We start from the raw sequence: 16,914 nt of genomic DNA, 5'->3' as shown, positions 1-16,914 counted from the left end.
ACCGGTCTTTGTTATGGAGACTGTATGTTACAGTCTCGTTTTAATTTAGTTTCTGTTTAGTGCATGCTGCCAGCTAGCGCCACGGAATGACGAAGACGCCGACTTGTAAAAGCAAGACGCCGCTAATCACAATGGTCCAATCCAACTTAGTCAGTGGAATCTGACGATAGTGAGTGCGGGGTGCATCTTCGATAAAGCCATGGGAGCGCATGGCCTGGGCAAGGTTCTGCGACCAATTGATAGAGACCAAAATTGCTTTAAAGTAGAGCTGTGGTGACCAGAAGGACAGGACTTGCCCACGCATCAGACCAGCAGCCCGAATCACTTGAACTTCGTGCTGAATCCGAGGTACCAAGTTATACGCGGCGAGGACGCCATATGCAAATTTGGCGGGTAAATGCCAGTTCTGCTCAAGCGAGTCGGTTAATTGTAAGACGTCAGTCGTGAGCGTAAAAGTAGCGCCCGTAAAAACAAACGCATAGATTCGTGTGAACAGGACCCAGGCCATCAAAGTCTTGTCACCGCTACCGTTAATGTACTGGGTACTCCAAAGTCCAATTGCTGGTAGCAACGGAATGAGTAGTAACCACCCTAATGTTCGAAGCCGCGTTCGGTGACCGAGCAGGTAAATCAGTGCCAGAATAATCAGTGCCACGTTCAAACTTACAATTGTCGTGAATGAAATTTCTAGTGCAATGATGAGTAGTAATAATAATTTCATGCTAGGATTCATGATTGCACCACCCAATCTAAATGGTGATTTTCAAAGTGTAGCTGATAGTCAATCAATGGCATTAGGCCGGTTAACTGGTGACTGATAATAATCAGTGTCTGCTTAGTTGCCGCTTGGGTGGTCTGTAATAACGCGACCAGGGCATTGATCGAATGCAAATCCAGCCCTTTTAAGGGTTCATCCATGAGTAGCACTGGCGACTGCATGATTAACATGAGCAGAATTTGTAGTTTCTTTTTCTGTCCCTCACTCAAAGTATAGATGACTTGTTCATCACGACCGGATAAGTTGAGTTGCACTAAGGCCGTTTGAATACGGTCCGCGGTAAAGTAGTCGCCATACGCATAGCGTTTACTTTGAGCCAGTTCTTCAGCGACCGTGATGTTTAAAAACTGGGTCTCAGCGTCCTGGAAGAGCAAGGCGACATGGCGAGCATAGCGTTTGCGTTTTAGCTTATCGATAGGTGTGCCTTCGTAACGAATTTCGCCAGTATAGGGATGCAGACGGACGAGGGCTTCAAATAACGTGGATTTACCGCTACCGTTAGGACCCGTGATCAGCGTATTGTGTTGTGCCAACAATTGACGCGTTGTCGGTACTAATAGTTGACGATCACCTGCCTGTAAAGTGACGTGATCAAGTTGAAAACAAGGGTGTTCAACGCGTTGCGGTGCTGACCATGACCGTTGTGGCTGCTCAGTAAAGGCTGAAAATAACTCAGACCAGGTGGTGCGGTCAATGAGCTGTAAGTGCTGGTCCTTGATTTGGACGACTTGATCGACGAGCCGTTCGTAACCTGTTAGGTCATGATCCGCCAAGATGATTGTCTTCCCATGTTGATTGCGTAGTTCCACGAGTCGGTCTAACAAGACGGCTCGTGCGGTCGGATCGACACTGGCAAAGGGCTCATCTAGTAGAATGACATCGCTATCCATAGCGACAATGATTGCAAGGGCCACTTTCTGTTTCTCGCCACCGGATAAATGATTTAATAGTCGTGACTGTAAATTTCGGATACCAACAAAGTCAAGCGCACTAAGTAAGCGGGCCGGTATTTGGTCACGGGGCACTTGTAAGTTCTCAAGTGCGAAAATTAGTTCATTTTCAACGGTATCCATGGCAAACTGCTGATTAGGATTCTGAAACATCATGGCAACGTGCTGAGCGCGCTGATTAGCGGTGCTAGCAGTTAATGACTGACCATCAAAGGTAATGGTGCCGTAATCTGGAGTCAGGGGTAGTAAGCCTGCAATCAGCTTTAGGAGCGTCGACTTACCTGTTCCCGATGGCCCTGTCAATAGGATGAAGCTTTGCCGTGGTAGTGTTAGGTTAACGCGATCCAGAATGGGTGTCGACGCCTGTGGATAGGTGTAAGTTAAATTATTCAGCGCGATACTAGCCATTCGAGAAAGCCTCCATTTTATAAAGTGTATTAATGCGTTGATTTTAAAACATGACTGCGATCAAGTAGGTCCGTGATGGTTTTAGTTAACAGACCCCCGAAAACAAACATCGAAATAAAGCGAACGACCACGTATAAAATCAAGAGCCATAGCTGTAATTTATAGTAACCATTACGGGCAAGGTCCCAGCCAAAGGTGACCACAGTAGTTGTTGCGGCCGCAGCCGTTAAGCCTAACCAGTCATAGTGTTTGTAGCCAGTGACGATATAACCTAGTTCGGCCCCAAATCCTTGCACGACACCAGAAATCAATGTGGTGATTCCCCATTGACCACCGAAAAACATTTCGACGGTTGCTGCGAGGAGCTCACCTAGCGTTGCCGAACCCTTTAGTCGAATGAGGTAGCCAGCTAACATGCCGGGCATGCACCATAAGCCAAGTAGTAGTTCATTAGCCAGACCGCTTAGACCAAATGGTGTCAGGGCCGCACTTAAAATGTTATAAACAAAATTAGTCCCCATAAAGATGGCACCAAAGAAAATACCAATTAGTGCCAGTAAAATAATATCGTTCAAGTACCATGATTTAACCCATTTCATTGTTAAATCCTCCCAAAAGTAGTTTGTCATTCACGCATCCAAGCGACAAAAAACGCCTACCACGATTATCGGTGGCAGGCGGCTAAGTCTGAATTGATGGTTCCCCAAATAAAAGCATTGCTCCCTGCGCTGGCATTGTCCAGATTCAGGTTCAATGGGTATTATCTCAGCCGTGATGGCACCCCAGTTGCTATGAATGATACGTTTAGTGTAACGGATAATGACATTCAGTGCAATCAATTTTCCGGAAACTAAAGCAAAGTATGATGAAAAGTCACAATTTTGTGGTTTACTATGGATAAAGCAATGTATTTGGTTAATATTCTTAGGAGGGATCTCGATGGCAGAATCAGTGTATGATTTTACAGAAACTGAGATGAGTGGTGCGCCACTTGACTTGTCACAATATCGCGGTCAGGTCTTGCTAATCGTGAATACGGCTAGCAACTGTGGCCTGGCGCCACAGTTTAAAGGATTAGAAGAACTTTATCAGAAGTATCAGCAGGAGGGCCTAGTGGTCTTGGGATTGCCATCCAATCAATTTCATCAAGAAAAGGCGGATGACGATGAGATCCATGACTATTGTCAACGGCACTACGGGGTAACGTTCCCCATGACCAAACGGGTGATGGTTAATGGTGATGACGCTGATCCGTTATTTACTTACCTCAAACAGGCGGCGGGACATGGCCGAATCAAGTGGAATTTCACAAAATTCCTGATTGGTCGTGATGGCCGTGTGCTCGAACGCTATGCCCCAACGACACGGCCGGCAACATTTGAAGCAGCGATTCGTGATGCCTTGGCTGATCGTTCAGAAAATTAACGATAAATTTAACAATGATCGTTTAATTTAAAAGAAAGAAGTGGCTTAAGTTGGAAACTTATACGTTACGTGATGGTTTAACAGTACCTAAAATTGGCTTTGGAACATATAAACTGAATGGTGCTCATGGTGTGCAAGTGATCGACTCAGCGATTGATCGCGGCTACCGATTATTAGATACGGCCTTTAACTATGAAAATGAAGGTGCTGTTGGTGAAGCGGTTCGGCGTTCGTCAGTACCGCGTTCGGAACTCTTGATTTCATCAAAACTTCCTGGTCGCCACCACACCTACACGGAAGCTATCAATACGATTCAAGAATCATTATATCGAGCTGGCCTGGATTATTATGATTTATATTTGATTCATTGGCCTAATCCTAAGGAGGATCATTATGTTGAAGCTTGGCAGGCACTGATTGATGCCCAGAAGTTAGGCTTGATTCGTTCGATTGGGGTCTCGAATTTCTTACCAGAACATTTAGAACGATTAAACAAAGAAACGGGTGTTTTACCCGTCATTAATCAGGTCGAATTACATCCGTACTTTAACCAACAGGCACAACGGGATTATGATCAAGCACACGGTATTTTGACGCAAGATTGGAGTCCCCTTGGCCGGGCCAGTGAGATGCTTCAAAATGAGACGCTCAAAGAGATTGCTGCGCACTACCATAAAAATGTTGGTCAGTTGATTTTACGGTGGGAACTACAGTTAGGGACCTTGCCGATTCCAAAGTCGTCAACGCCGAGCCGTCAAGCAGGTAATATGGACGTGTTTGATTTTGAAATCAGTGCAGCTGATATGGCAACAATTAATGGTTTGAGCCAAGTGGATGGTCGCTTGAATAATCAAGATCCAGCAGTGTACCAGGAATTTTAATTTGAATGATATAAAAAGATAGCGACGTTGTGATGATAACTCGTCGCTATCTTTTTATGGGCAACTGCTTGTTGATGATTGGTTTGTGATATCAGCGTAATCGCAATACATGGTGCAGTAGCGATTGGCTGTTTTCATCTTGAAAGGTCGTGGTAGTATGACAAATACGTTTCCCACACTAGGAAAGGTTTTCAGCCGTGGTCACTCTACCTGTTCGGTTTGCTTTCTTGCAAATCATTTTGAGCATCGCACTAGCGATGTATCAGGTATGGAACTCCAGAAACAAAAAATAGCCACCCCAAAACTTTGGCCGGTATTGGGTGACTGTTCTTTGATTATCTAAATTTAAAGCCAACTGCTCTTAGAGCGGGCCTTGATTCAAGTCGGTATTAACGTATCGGCTTTTTTACTGCCTTTATTTAACACGTATGCGCTTCAGAAAGTGTATTTTTGATTCAAAAAAATAAAGATAAGCTTCCAATCGATTGGCATAACTATTTTATTACGCGCGCTTAACCGCGATTACCTTAACTTGATAAGCCCCGTTCGGTGCGTTCACAGTGACCACATCGTCAACAGTATGATTAGCGAGCGCTTGACCGATGGGAGATGTGAATGAGATTTTTTGTTGTTCGAGATTGGCTTCCTGTTTTCCAACTAATTGATAGGTGATTTGGTCATGATCATCCAGAAATTCGATGGTCACGAATTTACCGATATCGAGTTGATTGTTGTCAGCTGGTTGAACGATTTGGGCGTATTGCAACTGCTTGTTGAGATAACGCAGGCGGCTTTCTAAGCGACCTAAGTCCCGTTTGGCACTACTATATTCGGCATTCTCAGAACGGTCACCTAGTGCCGCAGCCGCAGCCAGAATTCTGATTCGCTCGGGCCGTTGTTGCTTTAAGTCTTCAATTTCCTGTTCGATGGCATGGTAACCAGTCGAAGTCATTTTGTTAAAAGTTGGTTCCATAGCAAAAACCTCGTGTCCGTTGAATTTCTGGGAATAGTTTACCGCAAATGTGATTAGAATGGTACCGTCTAGGTGATATCTGATGTTAATCACGATCGCGCAGGTGGTTGCTATACAGCATGATACCGCTAGTGACGGTGGTCAGGGCGATACCAGCGATCAGACTAATGAACGGCTGATTTATCGCAATCAGGAAGTAGAATAGGGCGGTGAAACCGATTAGTTCAATGAGTGCCCACAGGCCAAGGTAGCGCCATGACCGTTTGGGTTTGTCTTCTATTGGGGTGCTGACATTAACAGACAAAATGATCATGGTAAAAACGGCAATCATCAGGACAATATACAACGGATTGTCGTACGTAAAGGCTTTCTGAAGATTGTTTTTTTGCCAGCCTTGCCAAAATAAAATCAGTAAGATAGCACTATTTTCAATTAACAACGTGGTACGGATGTTCTTGAAATTTTGTAAAATTAAACGTTCGTCACGAATCTTTTTCATGGCAGGGATCTCCTAACTGGGTTCGACCCAAAAGACAGTATCGAGTGTTTGGTTGAGTGCGTGACAGAGGTTGAGGCAGAGTTTCAGTGATGGGTTATAGGTGCCCTTTTCAATCAAACTCAGGGTTTGACGGGTGATGCCAGTCTTGCTGGCGAGTTCTTTTTGTGAGAATCCGGCCATTAACCGGTATTGCTTGACATGATTCGCGGTTAACATCTCCCTTTATGTAATATATATCTTCCATACAAAGCTAATTTTAGCAGTTACCAATTGCAATGTAAATGTTGGATAGTTTGATTGAAATGTGAACAAATAAATGGTTGGCGTAGAGGTATGAGCGCAAAAAAATAGCCAATGACTTTGCAGCCTTGGCTAGTCGTGGAATTTCTCACGTTCCACGGAGTTACGAACATGTTAAGTATAGGCAAAATTATCGAAAAATACAATTAATTTATTAAAGGAGTTTGGCTTGACAGTTTAACAATGATAACGATTGCAAAAAATAAAAGTGAAATATTTCAGACAAACCTCTTGAATTTTAGTCTAGACCAATATACAATTGGACTATACCAAACAAAGAGGGAGTCAGTTAATTATGAAAGTTATCGTAGTAAAGGATCAAGCTGCCGGCGGAAAAGAAGGTTTCAAAGTATTTAAGAATGCTTTAGACAATGGTGCGAAAGTATTTGGGTTGGCAACTGGTTCGACACCCGTTACAACTTACAAAGAAATCGTTAATAGTGACTTAGATTTCAGTGACTGCACATCCGTTAACTTGGATGAATACGTTGGGATTGCACCAGACAACGACCAAAGTTATAAATACTTCATGCAAACTCATTTATTCAATGACAAGCCATTTAAGGAATCATTCTTGCCAAACGGTTTAGCTTCAGATCCAGAAGCTGAAGTTAAGCGTTACGACAAAGTGATTGACGAACACCCAATTGACTTACAAATCTTAGGGATTGGCCGTAATGGTCACATTGGTTTTAACGAACCAGGTACTCCTCGCGATATTACGACGCACGTGGTTGATTTAACTGAATCAACGATTGAAGCTAACGCGCGGTTCTTCGCCAGCGAAAATGATGTTCCTAAGCAAGCCTTCTCAATGGGCTTAGCTTCCATCATGAAGAGCAAGCACTTATTGCTCGAAGCATTCGGCGAAAACAAGGCTGATGCGGTCAAGGGTATGATTGAAGGCCCAGATACCCCTGAATTACCAGCAAGTATCTTGCAAAACCATCCAGACGTTACCGTTATCATTGACGAAGCGGCTGCTAGCAAGTTAAGCAAGAAGTATTAATTTTAATTAAGCTAAAAATGATTTGAAAGCCGTGCTTCATAACGATTGCGTTGTGAAGCACGGCTTTTTAACTTTGTCGGTCAAGTCGGTTATTGTGCCGCCGTTACTAATTTTTTCTGGAACTGAAATCCCATACATAGTACACCTAGGATCAGCGCAATAACGCCGCTGACTACGAAGACGTTAATACCCATACCAGCAACTAATTTAGTCAATGGATTAACGATGAAAGGACTGACCACACCCCCGATTGAGTAAATCGCGACGTACACACCTAGGGCCATCGAAACACTGTTTTTGCCAACTGAAATTGAGATCAAATATGGAAATTGTCCCATGGCGATACTCATTGCGGCACCCACGATGAAGCTACCTACAAAGGCTAACCATAGCGAATGTCCAAGACCGATTAACAGGTAGGACAGGCCGTATAAGATAAACGAGATTGTGATGGATGAGTATTTGAACCGCTTGCCGATAACGCCAACAATCAAGCCGCATAGCATCCCCCCAATTAATGAAACGGTTGACGTCAGAGCGGCTTGTGAGGTTGCGCCAAGTTTTTCTTCAGCAACAAATAGTGAAATGTTGTTGTTCAAAACATTATTTAAGAGTAACGTGCAGAATCCCCAGAAGGCACAGAAAAAGACGTATTTGTTGAGCTTAATTTGTTCACCGGTATCCTGATCGTTGGCTGCATTGACTGCTGCCGGATGCATCGGCACTAATGTTAAGATCACAATCAAAATAAGTGCTGAGAATAAGTAAATCCAATAATTATTTACCCAACCGTTCGTTGCAGCTAGCTGGCCGCCACCCATGATGAAGACAATACCACCGAGATTGGTGAAGGTGGTTGTTAAACCCATAGTGGACTGGCGTTCGGTTTCTGGTAGCATTTGAGAAATTAAGACTTGTGATAAATTGGTGCAGGCGCCTTGACCTAGACCGACTAAGCACGAGCAAAATAACAAAAACATGAAGTTTGTGTGGAAGGCTAATGGTAGAAAACCACCGATAATTACTAAGATTGCCGCACTAAGGGTTAATGTTTTGAGATTGAGCTTGGTTGCCGTTAGTTTGCCAATAATCAACCCTGCTAACATCATAAATAGATTAGGCAATGATGTTAACATCTGGACACTCGTATTACTGAGTGAAAAATTGGATGCGATTGCTGCATAGGATGGGGTAATTGCGAGTGCCGCCATGCCCATTGAACTGACTGCAAGAACCCCAATCCGGGTCTTAGAAACGTAGCTTTTACCTGGTCCCGATATCGATTTTGTTGTTTCCATGCTGGACATCCCCCTAAATAAAAGACTCAATATTGGATTTATGATTTAGTTGACAGTGGCGAACTTTGCTTTGACGTAAGCCGCGGCACTTGTTCCTGCAATTCGGCCCGACGTCCAAGTAAAGCCAGAGGCAAGGCCTTCAAATGCAGGATAGCTGTGTCCCTCATAGTAACCACCAGCATTGGCGCCACCAGTATAAAGACCGGGAATAGGTTTGAAATCGTCATCTAAAACGGCGAGATTTCGATTGACCCGAACACCACCGACCGTACCAAGATAGGCGGCTTGGCAGATGAAGGCGTAGAAGGGACCATCACTAATTGAATAATCCAAGGACTGCAAGCGCTTACTGAATTCGCTGTCGTTTTTGGACGCGACAGCTTGATTATAAGTAGCGACGGTCTGGCTCAATGTTGAAGGATCCATACCAGCATTAGTGGCTAGCTCAGTGAGTGAGTTCCCCTTAAAAGCTGTTTTACCAGTGACAGCATCTTCAGCTAATGCGGTAAAGTCACCACTGCCAGTCGCTGCGCCCGGTCCTGCTTGAGACACTTCTTCGCGATTGCGGTTGGTGGTGAATGTATTGAGCGTGGCCTGATCCACGATAAAGAGATATTGACCACCCTGAGACCAAGCAGCGTTCGCCCATTCAACGGTATCGTAGACCACATCTTCGTTGGTGAATCGTTGTCCCTGCATGTTGACCCATAGTTGAGGGGTTAATAATAATTGGGTTAATGGATTACCGGAAAAACCAGCAAGGTGTTGCTGAGAAGTCTTTTGAGTGACTTGGGATTTAGCTAGTTGCGCAGCATGAATGAGCGCATGGCTGTCGATGTCAGTACCGCCAGCTTTAACCATAGCAGCCAGACCTTCACCGTTATTTGGAACACCTAAGGTTCTTAGATGCGTGGTGTGCATGGTTCGAGCAACTTTTTCACGATCACCACCGTACCCACCGGTTGCCACAACGACTGCGTGGGCGGTGATTGTTAGCTGGTCACCTGAAGCGGTCATGGCTGTTGCGCCAGTGACTGCTCCGTTGGTAATTACCAGGTCAGTAAAGGTCGTATTAAAGTGAAAATTGACACCGGCAGTCGTTAATGTTTGTTGGATGCGCTGATAGCTCTCGTCTTTATGTTGGTACATATGATAGGAACCCCCACGATAATCATTATTACGATGCGCAAACTGAGTCGTATTGGCAGTTGGGTTGAGTTTGATTTCCATTCCCATTTTTTCCAACCAGGCTAAGGTATCTGCCGAGCGGTTAACGATCCGCGCAAGTAGGGTACCATTGGACAAATAGTGATTGTAGTCGGCTAATTGTGTAATGGCCTCCTGAGTTGTTAGGTGCATACCGGCTTCCCGTTGTTCACGGCTATTAATGGCGAAAAATCCACTTGAGATTTTTGTGTTACCGCCAATTTGTGATTGCTTTTCAATAACGGTGACTTTAAGTCCATGGGTCACGGCTGCGTATGCAGCGGCTAGTCCTGTACCACCTGTGCCTGCAATGAGGACATCAGTATCAATTGTTCGATTAGTCATAATAGTTGCACTCCCTTATTCGAATTTACAAAGTTAGTATAAAGCTAAAATATGCACAAGTTGATAGTGTATAATATCCTTATTAATATGTTTATATATCTTTTAAGGGATTGACAGGTGATAGTGATGGCTTCTATAAATACGGTAAATAGCAATTATCAATTGAAAGAAAGCGATTTTATTGGTCTACGCCGTAATGATCTTTCAAGTTCACCAAATTGCAGTTCAGAGTTTCACATTCGCTTTATCGTGAGCCACGATTTCGCTGAATTAACATTAGCCGGAAAGTACGTGGCACTGTCCCCAGATGATATTGTAATGGTTTCATCTGCGCAGCCAATTAATATTATTAATAGGGGGGCACCAGTAAAGTTAAGTGTTTTTTCGGAACGTCTGCATGCGCCTACGCCATTAAACTTGGTGGTTGTCGGAGATAACCCAATGGTTCATGATTTAATGAATGCGGGTGAGCGGACATTGCGGTTTATTGTTTATCGCCAATTGCGAAATCAGATAACCCAACGGTACTTTGATTTGTTGACGGAGTTAGAACGGCAAGATTTGCAAGATGTTTTTATTGATTATCAACGAGAAATGACGGTGGGATTGTTAATGACGGAACTATTGCGGCATCATGAGGAACGCATCTCGATTACGGATTCTTATTTTCCTGGTAAAAATATTCGACATGTTAATGCTGATACGCAATCAGGGATGATTTTTACGTATTTAGTCGCACATAACGCAGATGCGACGTTAAAAGAAACGGCATGTTACTTTGGATATGATAAAAATTATTTTTCAAGGCTGTGTCGACGACTGTTCAACAAGAGCTTTTCGGAACAATTAACATTTATTCGTATTGAACTGGCCAAACGAATGCTGGCATTTTCTAATAAGCGAATTGAACAAATTGCAGCTGAATTAGGCTATAAAAATAATAGTAGTTTCTTTACTGCGTTCAAACGCGAAGTGGCGATAACTCCCAATGATTATCGTGAGCAGCATGGGTATCGGTTAGCACATCAGCATATCAATGATAATTAAAAACACAAAACGACGTGCTACTGAAATGTTCCAGTAGCACGTCGTTGATGATTTTTTTATAGATTTTGTCCTTTTTCCCAAGTCGTTTTCGATAACAACAGCCCTTGCTTAACCAAAGTATCAAACAACGCATGGGTCCGGTTGGAAATTTCGGCGGCGGTTTCGCTATTGGCTTTGGTCAAGAAATCGGTCGGATTGCCGGCAATGGCTGCGTCGGTTGCGGCAACCCGGCCACGGGCATATGATTGGCACCCGTCGCGATAGGCATTGACCGTTTCAGCAAATTCATGCCAGTGTGGTTCAATCAAGACGGAGAGCGTTTTTGATAACCAGTAGACGTTATCAACGCTGACCGTGCTAGTTGTATTGCGATAATCAATCGGCGTGTCATTGATGTTGGTAAAGAAGGGCACGTATGGGGCGTAAGCGAAGAAACCTAGTGCGATCCATTGAATGGCGGCTTGCTTAGCAGGCACGTCATTCCGGATTTGCAGAATAGATGAGCACTGATTGCGATCCATCGCGATAGACCGGTAACGTGTTTGTTCACGGGCGTTACCAGAAGCGAAAGTGCCAAATGGATCGTAAGGCGTCCCGTTATAGTGTGAAGATAAGAAGAACTGAACGTCTTCAATAGCCAATTTTTTGCTTGGTTGTCGGAATAGCGGCATGTTTTGATCAGTGGGATTCTGTTCGATTTCGGGATTAAATAGTTTTTGACCATACCATGTTCGCGGAGTGTTGTAATAAGCATCCGCCTCACTTTGGGTACCAAAGATTTCACGGAAATTAAAGTGACCGGGTGTTGGGTTGAGGTGATACTTTTCAACGAAGTCCACTAAATCACTGGCACCTAGGAAATTGTCGGTATCGTTGAGATCCATCTCTTGCACCACGGTTTGGTTGGGAACAATTGCGTAGGTGTCTTCGGGCATCCGAACTGCCCCCCAATGGTGACCACCAGCGGTTTCGAACAACCAGATATCGTCGTGATCGTTAAAGGCGATACTGTTGCTTTCACCAGTTCCGTATTTTTCAATTAGGGCACCTAAGCGTTGGACACCTTCCTTAGCACTTTTAATGTAGGGTAAAACGAGGGTGACCATGGCTTCTTCATCTACGCCATCATGGACGAGCGGATCATAACCGAGTACGCGGGCATTGGTGGCAGTGGTTTCAGTTGCGCTCATCCCGACATTTAATTCGTTGATCCCAGCTTCCTCGTACTGCCCATCGCTTTGATCGGCTTGGGGGGTTGCGGTGTAGCGGTAGGCATGGTCAGGCAGCGGAACGGTGACGCCGGTAGTTACGGAAGTGTAGCTGGCGTTAGTTTGGTCGTGGGCTTCGTGCACAATAAACTTAATCGGATTAATTGGGCCGTAGCCATCTTCGTTGCGGGCAACGATGGTCGAACCATCCATGCTAGCAGCTTTCCCAACCAATATTTCGGTACAATCAGTATCTTTTTTCATTACATAGGTCACTCCTTAGTTAATTATAAGTATAGGAGCTTGCGAGGGGATTTCAACGTTAAATCGTATTCGTAATCATTTAAATAATAAAATGATGAGAGAATTGCCAGGTGTTTTCTGCATAAAATGTTGAATTTAATTGTGAAAATGAAATCATAGCTGACGAAACAAGTTTAATTAGTCTGCTGGTATTGCCGATATAAAAGTGTTTATCGATACTGTGCCAAATTTTAACTTTGTGAATTAGTGAGTTTAATTGTGGCACAGTTTCCTGTGCCACGGGTCTAACTAGAAGTTCTTGAAACCGCTTACCACGATGGATATGATTAAGTTGTTAAGAAAAAGGAAGGAGCTTTACCTAATGAGTGAAAATGTAAATACGAATGCAACCCAAAGCGCTCCTGTTGCGAAAAAGAAACTGGGCGTTAAGGCACGCGTTCAAAAATTTGGGAGTGCACTAAGTAATATGGTTATGCCGAACATCGGCGCCTTCATTGCTTGGGGCTTAATTACCGCCATCTTTATGGCTGGTGGTTGGTGGCCTAATGCTGGATTAGCTAAGATGATTCAACCAATGGTCCATTATTTATTGCCATTATTGATAGCGTTTACTGGTGGGACTTTGTTTGCCGGTCATCGTGGTGGGGTCGTTGGTGCGATTGCCACTATGGGGGTCATCGTTGGTTCTTCAATCCCAATGTTTATCGGTGCCATGATTATGGGGCCTTTAGGCGGTTGGTGCATTAAGAAGTGGGATGACGCCATTTCCGATAAGATTAAGAGCGGGTTTGAAATGTTGGTTAACAACTTCTCCGCTGGGATTATCGGGATGTTACTAGCAATCCTGGGTTACTTTGCAATCGGCCCATTGGTTGCTGGTGCAAGTGCTGCTATGGCTGCCGGTGTTGACTGGATCATTAAGATGAAGCTATTGCCATTAGCCAACGTCTTCATTGAACCAGCCAAGATTTTATTCTTAAACAATGCGATTAACCAAGGTATCTTAACACCGCTTGGGATTCAGGCTGCATCTAGTGCGGGTAAGTCAATTCTGTTCTTGCTAGAACCAGATCCAGGTCCAGGTCTTGGGGTCTTATTAGCCTTTGCCTTGTTTGGTAAAGGGACTGCTAAGGCTTCTGCACCCAGTGCGATTATTATTCATTTTCTTGGTGGGATTCATGAAATTTATTTCCCATACGTATTAATGAAGCCAGCATTGTTCCTAGCTGTTATCGCTGGTGGGGTTACTGGGACAGCCACATTCAGTTTACTAAACGTTGGTTTACGTTCAACACCTTCACCTGGTTCCATTATTTCATTACTATTAATGTCACCAAAGAGTATTTCTAACTACATTGGTTTAATTATCGGGGTAACGTTAGCAACCTTAGCATCATTTATCGTTGCCGCAATTGTCTTGAAACGTGACAAGTCGACCGGTGATGATGACTTAGCCGCTGCTCAAGGTAAAATGAGCGACATGAAGAGTGGCAATGCTGAAGCTGCTAGTGCGACTGACGCTGAACCAGCTGATGTGATTGCTTCATACAAAGATGTTGACCATATTATTTTTGCCTGTGATGCCGGAATGGGATCATCCGCAATGGGGGCTTCCTTATTACGGGATAAAGTCAAGAAGGCTGGCATTAGCATGTCCGTCACCAACACGGCGATTAGCAATTTGAAAGACGAACCTGGTTTATTAGTGATTACGCAAAACGAATTAGCTGATCGGGCGGCTCAAAAAGCACCACACGCCTTACGGTTAGCCGTTGACAACTTCTTGAGTAGTCCAAAGTATGACCAAGTTGTGGTTAACTTAAAGGCTCGTGATCAAGTTAGCGATGCTGCACCTGCATCCGCAGCACCACAAGCAACGACGGCTGCACCCGACGACCTACCAGCTAACTTAGATTTGAGTGTTGTTGATGAAATTGTCTTTGTTCACCACGATGGTCATTTAGGAACAGCCACAATGGCAACGTCCTTGATGAAGGATCGGGTCAAGAAAGCCAACAAGCATGTGAGTGTTAAGAACTTAGGAATTGACGAATTGGCTGATAATAATAGTTTATTAGTTGTTTCAAGTGCAGAAGCAGCTAAAAACTTAAAGACCCGTTACACGCAGGTCCAAGTATTAATTACTGACGATCTATTGAGTTCACCTAAATATGATAAGATGGTATCAGAATTGAAATAAAATGATATTATTACCATTATCGTATGAGGTGGCATCATGGTTAAGTTTACACAACGTCAAGATGAGTTGCTACAGCTGCTACTAGCGAATCCCGCCGGCCTTTCAATGAGTCAGATTGAAACCGGTCTCAATAGTAGTCGCCGAACAATTTATCGCGAGTTCAGTAATTTGGAATTGGTATTAGCCAATGCTGATTTGAAAATTGTTAATGAGAAGCATCACTTTCAACTAAGTGGATCGCAGACGGCCCTGGCCAAGTTTCAAAGCCAATTGACAGCAGAGCGGAAGATTGCACCGGCGTTTGACTCACAAACGCGGCAAAACGCCCTAGCTTGTCGGTTACTGATGACGGGCCATTCCGTAAAATTAAAAGAACTTGCGCTTGACTTTGATGTGAGCGTTGCAACGATTTCAAACGATTTGACGGCATTAGCAACACCATTCGCTGACTACGACTTATCAATTGAACGGTTGAAGTCCCGGGGGATTCAGGTGGCTGGGACTGAGGGTAGTATTCGCAATCTGTTTGCCACCATTTTGAATAATGAAATCAACGACTACGAGTTTTTTAAAACAATCGGGAAGTTGAACCAAGGCTTAGCAATATCAGCAAGTGATGAGCAATCGTATTTTTTGAACTTACTGGACGCCCAAACGTTGATTATCTGTTATCAAGCAGTGCGAAGTTTGAAGAAAAAGTACTTTTCTTCGGTGCCGGATGGTCAGCTACAACAGTTGATCATCACGTTGACGACGGGAGTAATGCGGTTACAGCATGAACGTCGGGTCACGTATTTGCGCGGGATCAATCGGGATGATTTCTTGAAATATCAACGGATTGCTCTGGCAATTATGACCCAACTACCCGCTGAGATTAAGACGGTGGTGACGGGAGCTGAAATTGATTTTCTCGCCCAGCAAATTAAGGGCTTGACGTTTCGAATCGATCAAGACGCGTCGCTATCGAATTATGATTTGCAACTAACGTATCGGGTCAAAAAGTTTATTGACGCGGTTGCGACTAACTTTAACTGGTCGTTTGGGACGGATGACCGCTTGTTGAATAACTTGACGGCGCATATGCAAATTGCCCTACAACGTAACGGTGTTAATGGTCCCGTGCCGCCAACCGCTGAGTTACAAGAGGTCCGTGAACAGTATCCTAAGCTGTATTCGGCGGTGGTGCGCGGCTTCGCAACGATTTTTAAAGACCAGGATTTTACAACTGATGAGTTGACGTACTTGTTGATTCACTTTGCTAGTACGTATGAGCAACAGTTGAGTCACCAAGCACTCAAGGTTTTGGTCCTGTGCCCGAATGGGATGACGACGGCGCGAATTTTGAAAACGCGACTGATGCGGTTAGTACCTGAAATCACGGCTATCGAGGTTGCGCGGATTGGTAATTTAGGCCAAGTTAATTTACAAGACTTTGACATGATTTTATCCACGACAACGTTACCGGGATTTAAGTTGAATTACCGCGTTGTCAGCCCACTGTTACTAGAAAACGAAGTCACTGCCTTACGGGAATATATTCATCAGTATTTTCCAAGCACCAAAGTGATCGATTCACCGGTTGATGAGCCGACGAAAATCAACTTGGATTTTGACACCGTTTACCAACAGATGACGATTGCTAAACAGATCTTAGACCGTTTCACTATCACGCCGATTCGCAACGATGATGAGACGGTGGCCGAGATGCTAGTTAAGATCACGCGGCATATTGATTCGAACTTGATTCATGATCCGCTAGAAGTTGCGGGCCGGTTGTTACACCGCTTAGGACTGGCGCCGGTCGGTATTCCCAATACGAACTTGGCGTTGGTGCATACGTTAAGTCAGGAAGTCACCGCACCATATTGTGCGATTTTCGAACTTGACCAGCCATTACCATTTAAGAGTATGGACAACCAATCGATTCGGTTGCAGCGAATCGTCCTAATGCTCGGGCCCGCCAATATCAGCGATTTTGAAAATCGGTTGATGGGTAAGTTAAGCGCACTAGTCATTGAAAGTCAGGCCAATACGCAGACGTTTATGACTGGCGATCGCCAGCAACTTTATCAATTAATTAGTAAAGCATTTTTGAACGAACTAACGAAATAGCGTAGGTGAAA

15 protein-coding genes and 1 riboswitch are annotated in these 16,914 nt (G+C 44.2%); of the genes, 6 read left to right on the top strand and 9 right to left on the bottom strand.

Annotation, left to right across the window (positions count from 1 at the left end):
• Window positions 1–73 precede the first annotated feature (73 nt).
• The 3 genes from E5260_RS14390 to E5260_RS14380 are packed head-to-tail and all read right to left on the bottom strand — an operon-like array spanning window position 74 to window position 2,735.
• Window positions 74–733 (bottom strand): energy-coupling factor transporter transmembrane component T family protein, encoded by a 660-nt coding sequence (locus tag E5260_RS14390; RefSeq protein ID WP_003641809.1) that lies wholly within the window; start codon window positions 731–733, stop codon window positions 74–76.
• Window positions 730–2,136 carry an ABC transporter ATP-binding protein gene (locus E5260_RS14385; RefSeq protein ID WP_003641810.1) on the bottom strand — a complete coding sequence of 469 codons (1,407 nt, stop codon included), beginning with the start codon at window positions 2,134–2,136 and terminating at the stop codon, window positions 730–732. Before E5260_RS14385 ends, E5260_RS14390 begins: the two co-directional genes overlap by 4 nt.
• Before the next feature lie 29 nt (window positions 2,137–2,165).
• Window positions 2,166–2,735 (bottom strand): ECF transporter S component, encoded by a 570-nt coding sequence (locus E5260_RS14380; protein WP_003643692.1) that lies wholly within the window; start codon window positions 2,733–2,735, stop codon window positions 2,166–2,168.
• A 102-nt stretch (window positions 2,736–2,837) separates the two neighbouring features.
• A riboswitch (TPP riboswitch) is annotated at window positions 2,838–2,931 on the bottom strand.
• A gap of 144 nt (window positions 2,932–3,075) precedes the next feature.
• Here E5260_RS14380 and E5260_RS14375 point away from each other — a divergent pair.
• Window positions 3,076–3,561, top strand: a complete 486-nt coding sequence (locus E5260_RS14375) for a glutathione peroxidase (RefSeq protein WP_003643693.1) — start codon at window positions 3,076–3,078, stop codon at window positions 3,559–3,561.
• A gap of 50 nt (window positions 3,562–3,611) precedes the next feature.
• Window positions 3,612–4,442 (top strand): aldo/keto reductase, encoded by an 831-nt coding sequence (locus E5260_RS14370; protein ID WP_003641813.1) that lies wholly within the window; start codon window positions 3,612–3,614, stop codon window positions 4,440–4,442.
• Between the two features lie 502 nt (window positions 4,443–4,944).
• On the opposite strand, the gene greA is transcribed toward E5260_RS14370, so the two are convergent.
• The 3 genes from greA to E5260_RS14355 all read right to left on the bottom strand — a co-directional run bounded on the left by greA (window position 4,945) and on the right by E5260_RS14355 (window position 6,130).
• Window positions 4,945–5,415 carry a transcription elongation factor GreA gene (gene greA, locus E5260_RS14365; RefSeq protein ID WP_003643694.1) on the bottom strand — a complete coding sequence of 157 codons (471 nt, stop codon included), beginning with the start codon at window positions 5,413–5,415 and terminating at the stop codon, window positions 4,945–4,947.
• Between the two features lie 85 nt (window positions 5,416–5,500).
• Entirely contained in the window at window positions 5,501–5,914 is a 414-nt protein-coding gene (locus tag E5260_RS14360; protein ID WP_003641815.1) for a hypothetical protein, read from the bottom strand.
• Between the two features lie 12 nt (window positions 5,915–5,926).
• A complete protein-coding gene (locus E5260_RS14355) occupies window positions 5,927–6,130 on the bottom strand; it encodes a helix-turn-helix transcriptional regulator (protein ID WP_003641816.1) in 204 nt (67 codons plus the stop codon).
• A gap of 379 nt (window positions 6,131–6,509) precedes the next feature.
• Between E5260_RS14355 and E5260_RS14350 the strand changes: the two genes are divergently transcribed.
• Window positions 6,510–7,223, top strand: coding sequence for a glucosamine-6-phosphate deaminase (locus tag E5260_RS14350; protein WP_003641817.1), 714 nt, complete (start codon window positions 6,510–6,512; stop codon window positions 7,221–7,223).
• 89 nt (window positions 7,224–7,312) lie between these two features.
• On the opposite strand, the gene E5260_RS14345 is transcribed toward E5260_RS14350, so the two are convergent.
• Both E5260_RS14345 and E5260_RS14340 read right to left on the bottom strand, forming a co-directional pair.
• Complete coding sequence (locus E5260_RS14345) at window positions 7,313–8,521, bottom strand: MFS transporter (protein ID WP_003641818.1); 1,209 nt, start codon at window positions 8,519–8,521, stop codon at window positions 7,313–7,315.
• Window positions 8,522–8,566: 45 nt separating this feature from the next.
• On the bottom strand, window positions 8,567–10,072 hold the full coding sequence (locus tag E5260_RS14340) for an FAD-dependent oxidoreductase (protein ID WP_003641819.1): 1,506 nt from the start codon (window positions 10,070–10,072) through the stop codon (window positions 8,567–8,569).
• A gap of 249 nt (window positions 10,073–10,321) precedes the next feature.
• Between E5260_RS14340 and E5260_RS14335 the strand changes: the two genes are divergently transcribed.
• The gene (locus E5260_RS14335; protein WP_225443018.1) at window positions 10,322–11,119 is read left to right on the top strand and encodes a helix-turn-helix domain-containing protein; all 798 of its coding nucleotides are present in this window, start codon (window positions 10,322–10,324) and stop codon (window positions 11,117–11,119) included.
• A 56-nt stretch (window positions 11,120–11,175) separates the two neighbouring features.
• On the opposite strand, the gene E5260_RS14330 is transcribed toward E5260_RS14335, so the two are convergent.
• Window positions 11,176–12,591, bottom strand: coding sequence for a C69 family dipeptidase (locus E5260_RS14330; RefSeq protein ID WP_003641821.1), 1,416 nt, complete (start codon window positions 12,589–12,591; stop codon window positions 11,176–11,178).
• A 361-nt stretch (window positions 12,592–12,952) separates the two neighbouring features.
• Between E5260_RS14330 and E5260_RS14325 the strand changes: the two genes are divergently transcribed.
• Together E5260_RS14325 and E5260_RS14320 are read left to right on the top strand one after the other, a co-directional pair.
• Window positions 12,953–14,791 (top strand): PTS mannitol-specific transporter subunit IIBC, encoded by a 1,839-nt coding sequence (locus E5260_RS14325; RefSeq protein WP_013355133.1) that lies wholly within the window; start codon window positions 12,953–12,955, stop codon window positions 14,789–14,791.
• A gap of 36 nt (window positions 14,792–14,827) precedes the next feature.
• Window positions 14,828–16,903, top strand: coding sequence for a BglG family transcription antiterminator (locus E5260_RS14320; protein ID WP_003641823.1), 2,076 nt, complete (start codon window positions 14,828–14,830; stop codon window positions 16,901–16,903).
• Window positions 16,904–16,914: the final 11 nt, after the last annotated feature.

It is taken from the genome of Lactiplantibacillus plantarum (assembly GCF_014131735.1).
Taxonomy (GTDB): domain Bacteria; phylum Bacillota; class Bacilli; order Lactobacillales; family Lactobacillaceae; genus Lactiplantibacillus; species Lactiplantibacillus plantarum.
Note: the sequence above shows the minus strand (reverse complement) of the source record. Positions and strands in the feature narration are given on the sequence as shown.

Bases quoted from the DNA above. Each gene is read 5' to 3' on its own strand.
- E5260_RS14380 (WP_003643692.1), bottom strand. From the start codon at position 2,735: ATGAAATGGGTTAAATCATGGTACTTGAACGATATTATTTTACTGGCA.
- E5260_RS14340 (WP_003641819.1), bottom strand. From the start codon at position 10,072: ATGACTAATCGAACAATTGATACTGATGTCCTCATTGCAGGCACAGGT.
- E5260_RS14325 (WP_013355133.1), top strand. From the start codon at position 12,953: ATGAGTGAAAATGTAAATACGAATGCAACCCAAAGCGCTCCTGTTGCG.
- E5260_RS14345 (WP_003641818.1), bottom strand. From the start codon at position 8,521: ATGGAAACAACAAAATCGATATCGGGACCAGGTAAAAGCTACGTTTCT.
- E5260_RS14350 (WP_003641817.1), top strand. From the start codon at position 6,510: ATGAAAGTTATCGTAGTAAAGGATCAAGCTGCCGGCGGAAAAGAAGGT.
- E5260_RS14330 (WP_003641821.1), bottom strand. From the start codon at position 12,591: ATGAAAAAAGATACTGATTGTACCGAAATATTGGTTGGGAAAGCTGCT.
- greA (WP_003643694.1), bottom strand. From the start codon at position 5,415: ATGGAACCAACTTTTAACAAAATGACTTCGACTGGTTACCATGCCATC.
- E5260_RS14355 (WP_003641816.1), bottom strand. From the start codon at position 6,130: ATGTTAACCGCGAATCATGTCAAGCAATACCGGTTAATGGCCGGATTC.
- E5260_RS14375 (WP_003643693.1), top strand. From the start codon at position 3,076: ATGGCAGAATCAGTGTATGATTTTACAGAAACTGAGATGAGTGGTGCG.
- E5260_RS14390 (WP_003641809.1), bottom strand. From the start codon at position 733: ATGAATCCTAGCATGAAATTATTATTACTACTCATCATTGCACTAGAA.
- E5260_RS14385 (WP_003641810.1), bottom strand. From the start codon at position 2,136: ATGGCTAGTATCGCGCTGAATAATTTAACTTACACCTATCCACAGGCG.
- E5260_RS14320 (WP_003641823.1), top strand. From the start codon at position 14,828: ATGGTTAAGTTTACACAACGTCAAGATGAGTTGCTACAGCTGCTACTA.
- E5260_RS14360 (WP_003641815.1), bottom strand. From the start codon at position 5,914: ATGAAAAAGATTCGTGACGAACGTTTAATTTTACAAAATTTCAAGAAC.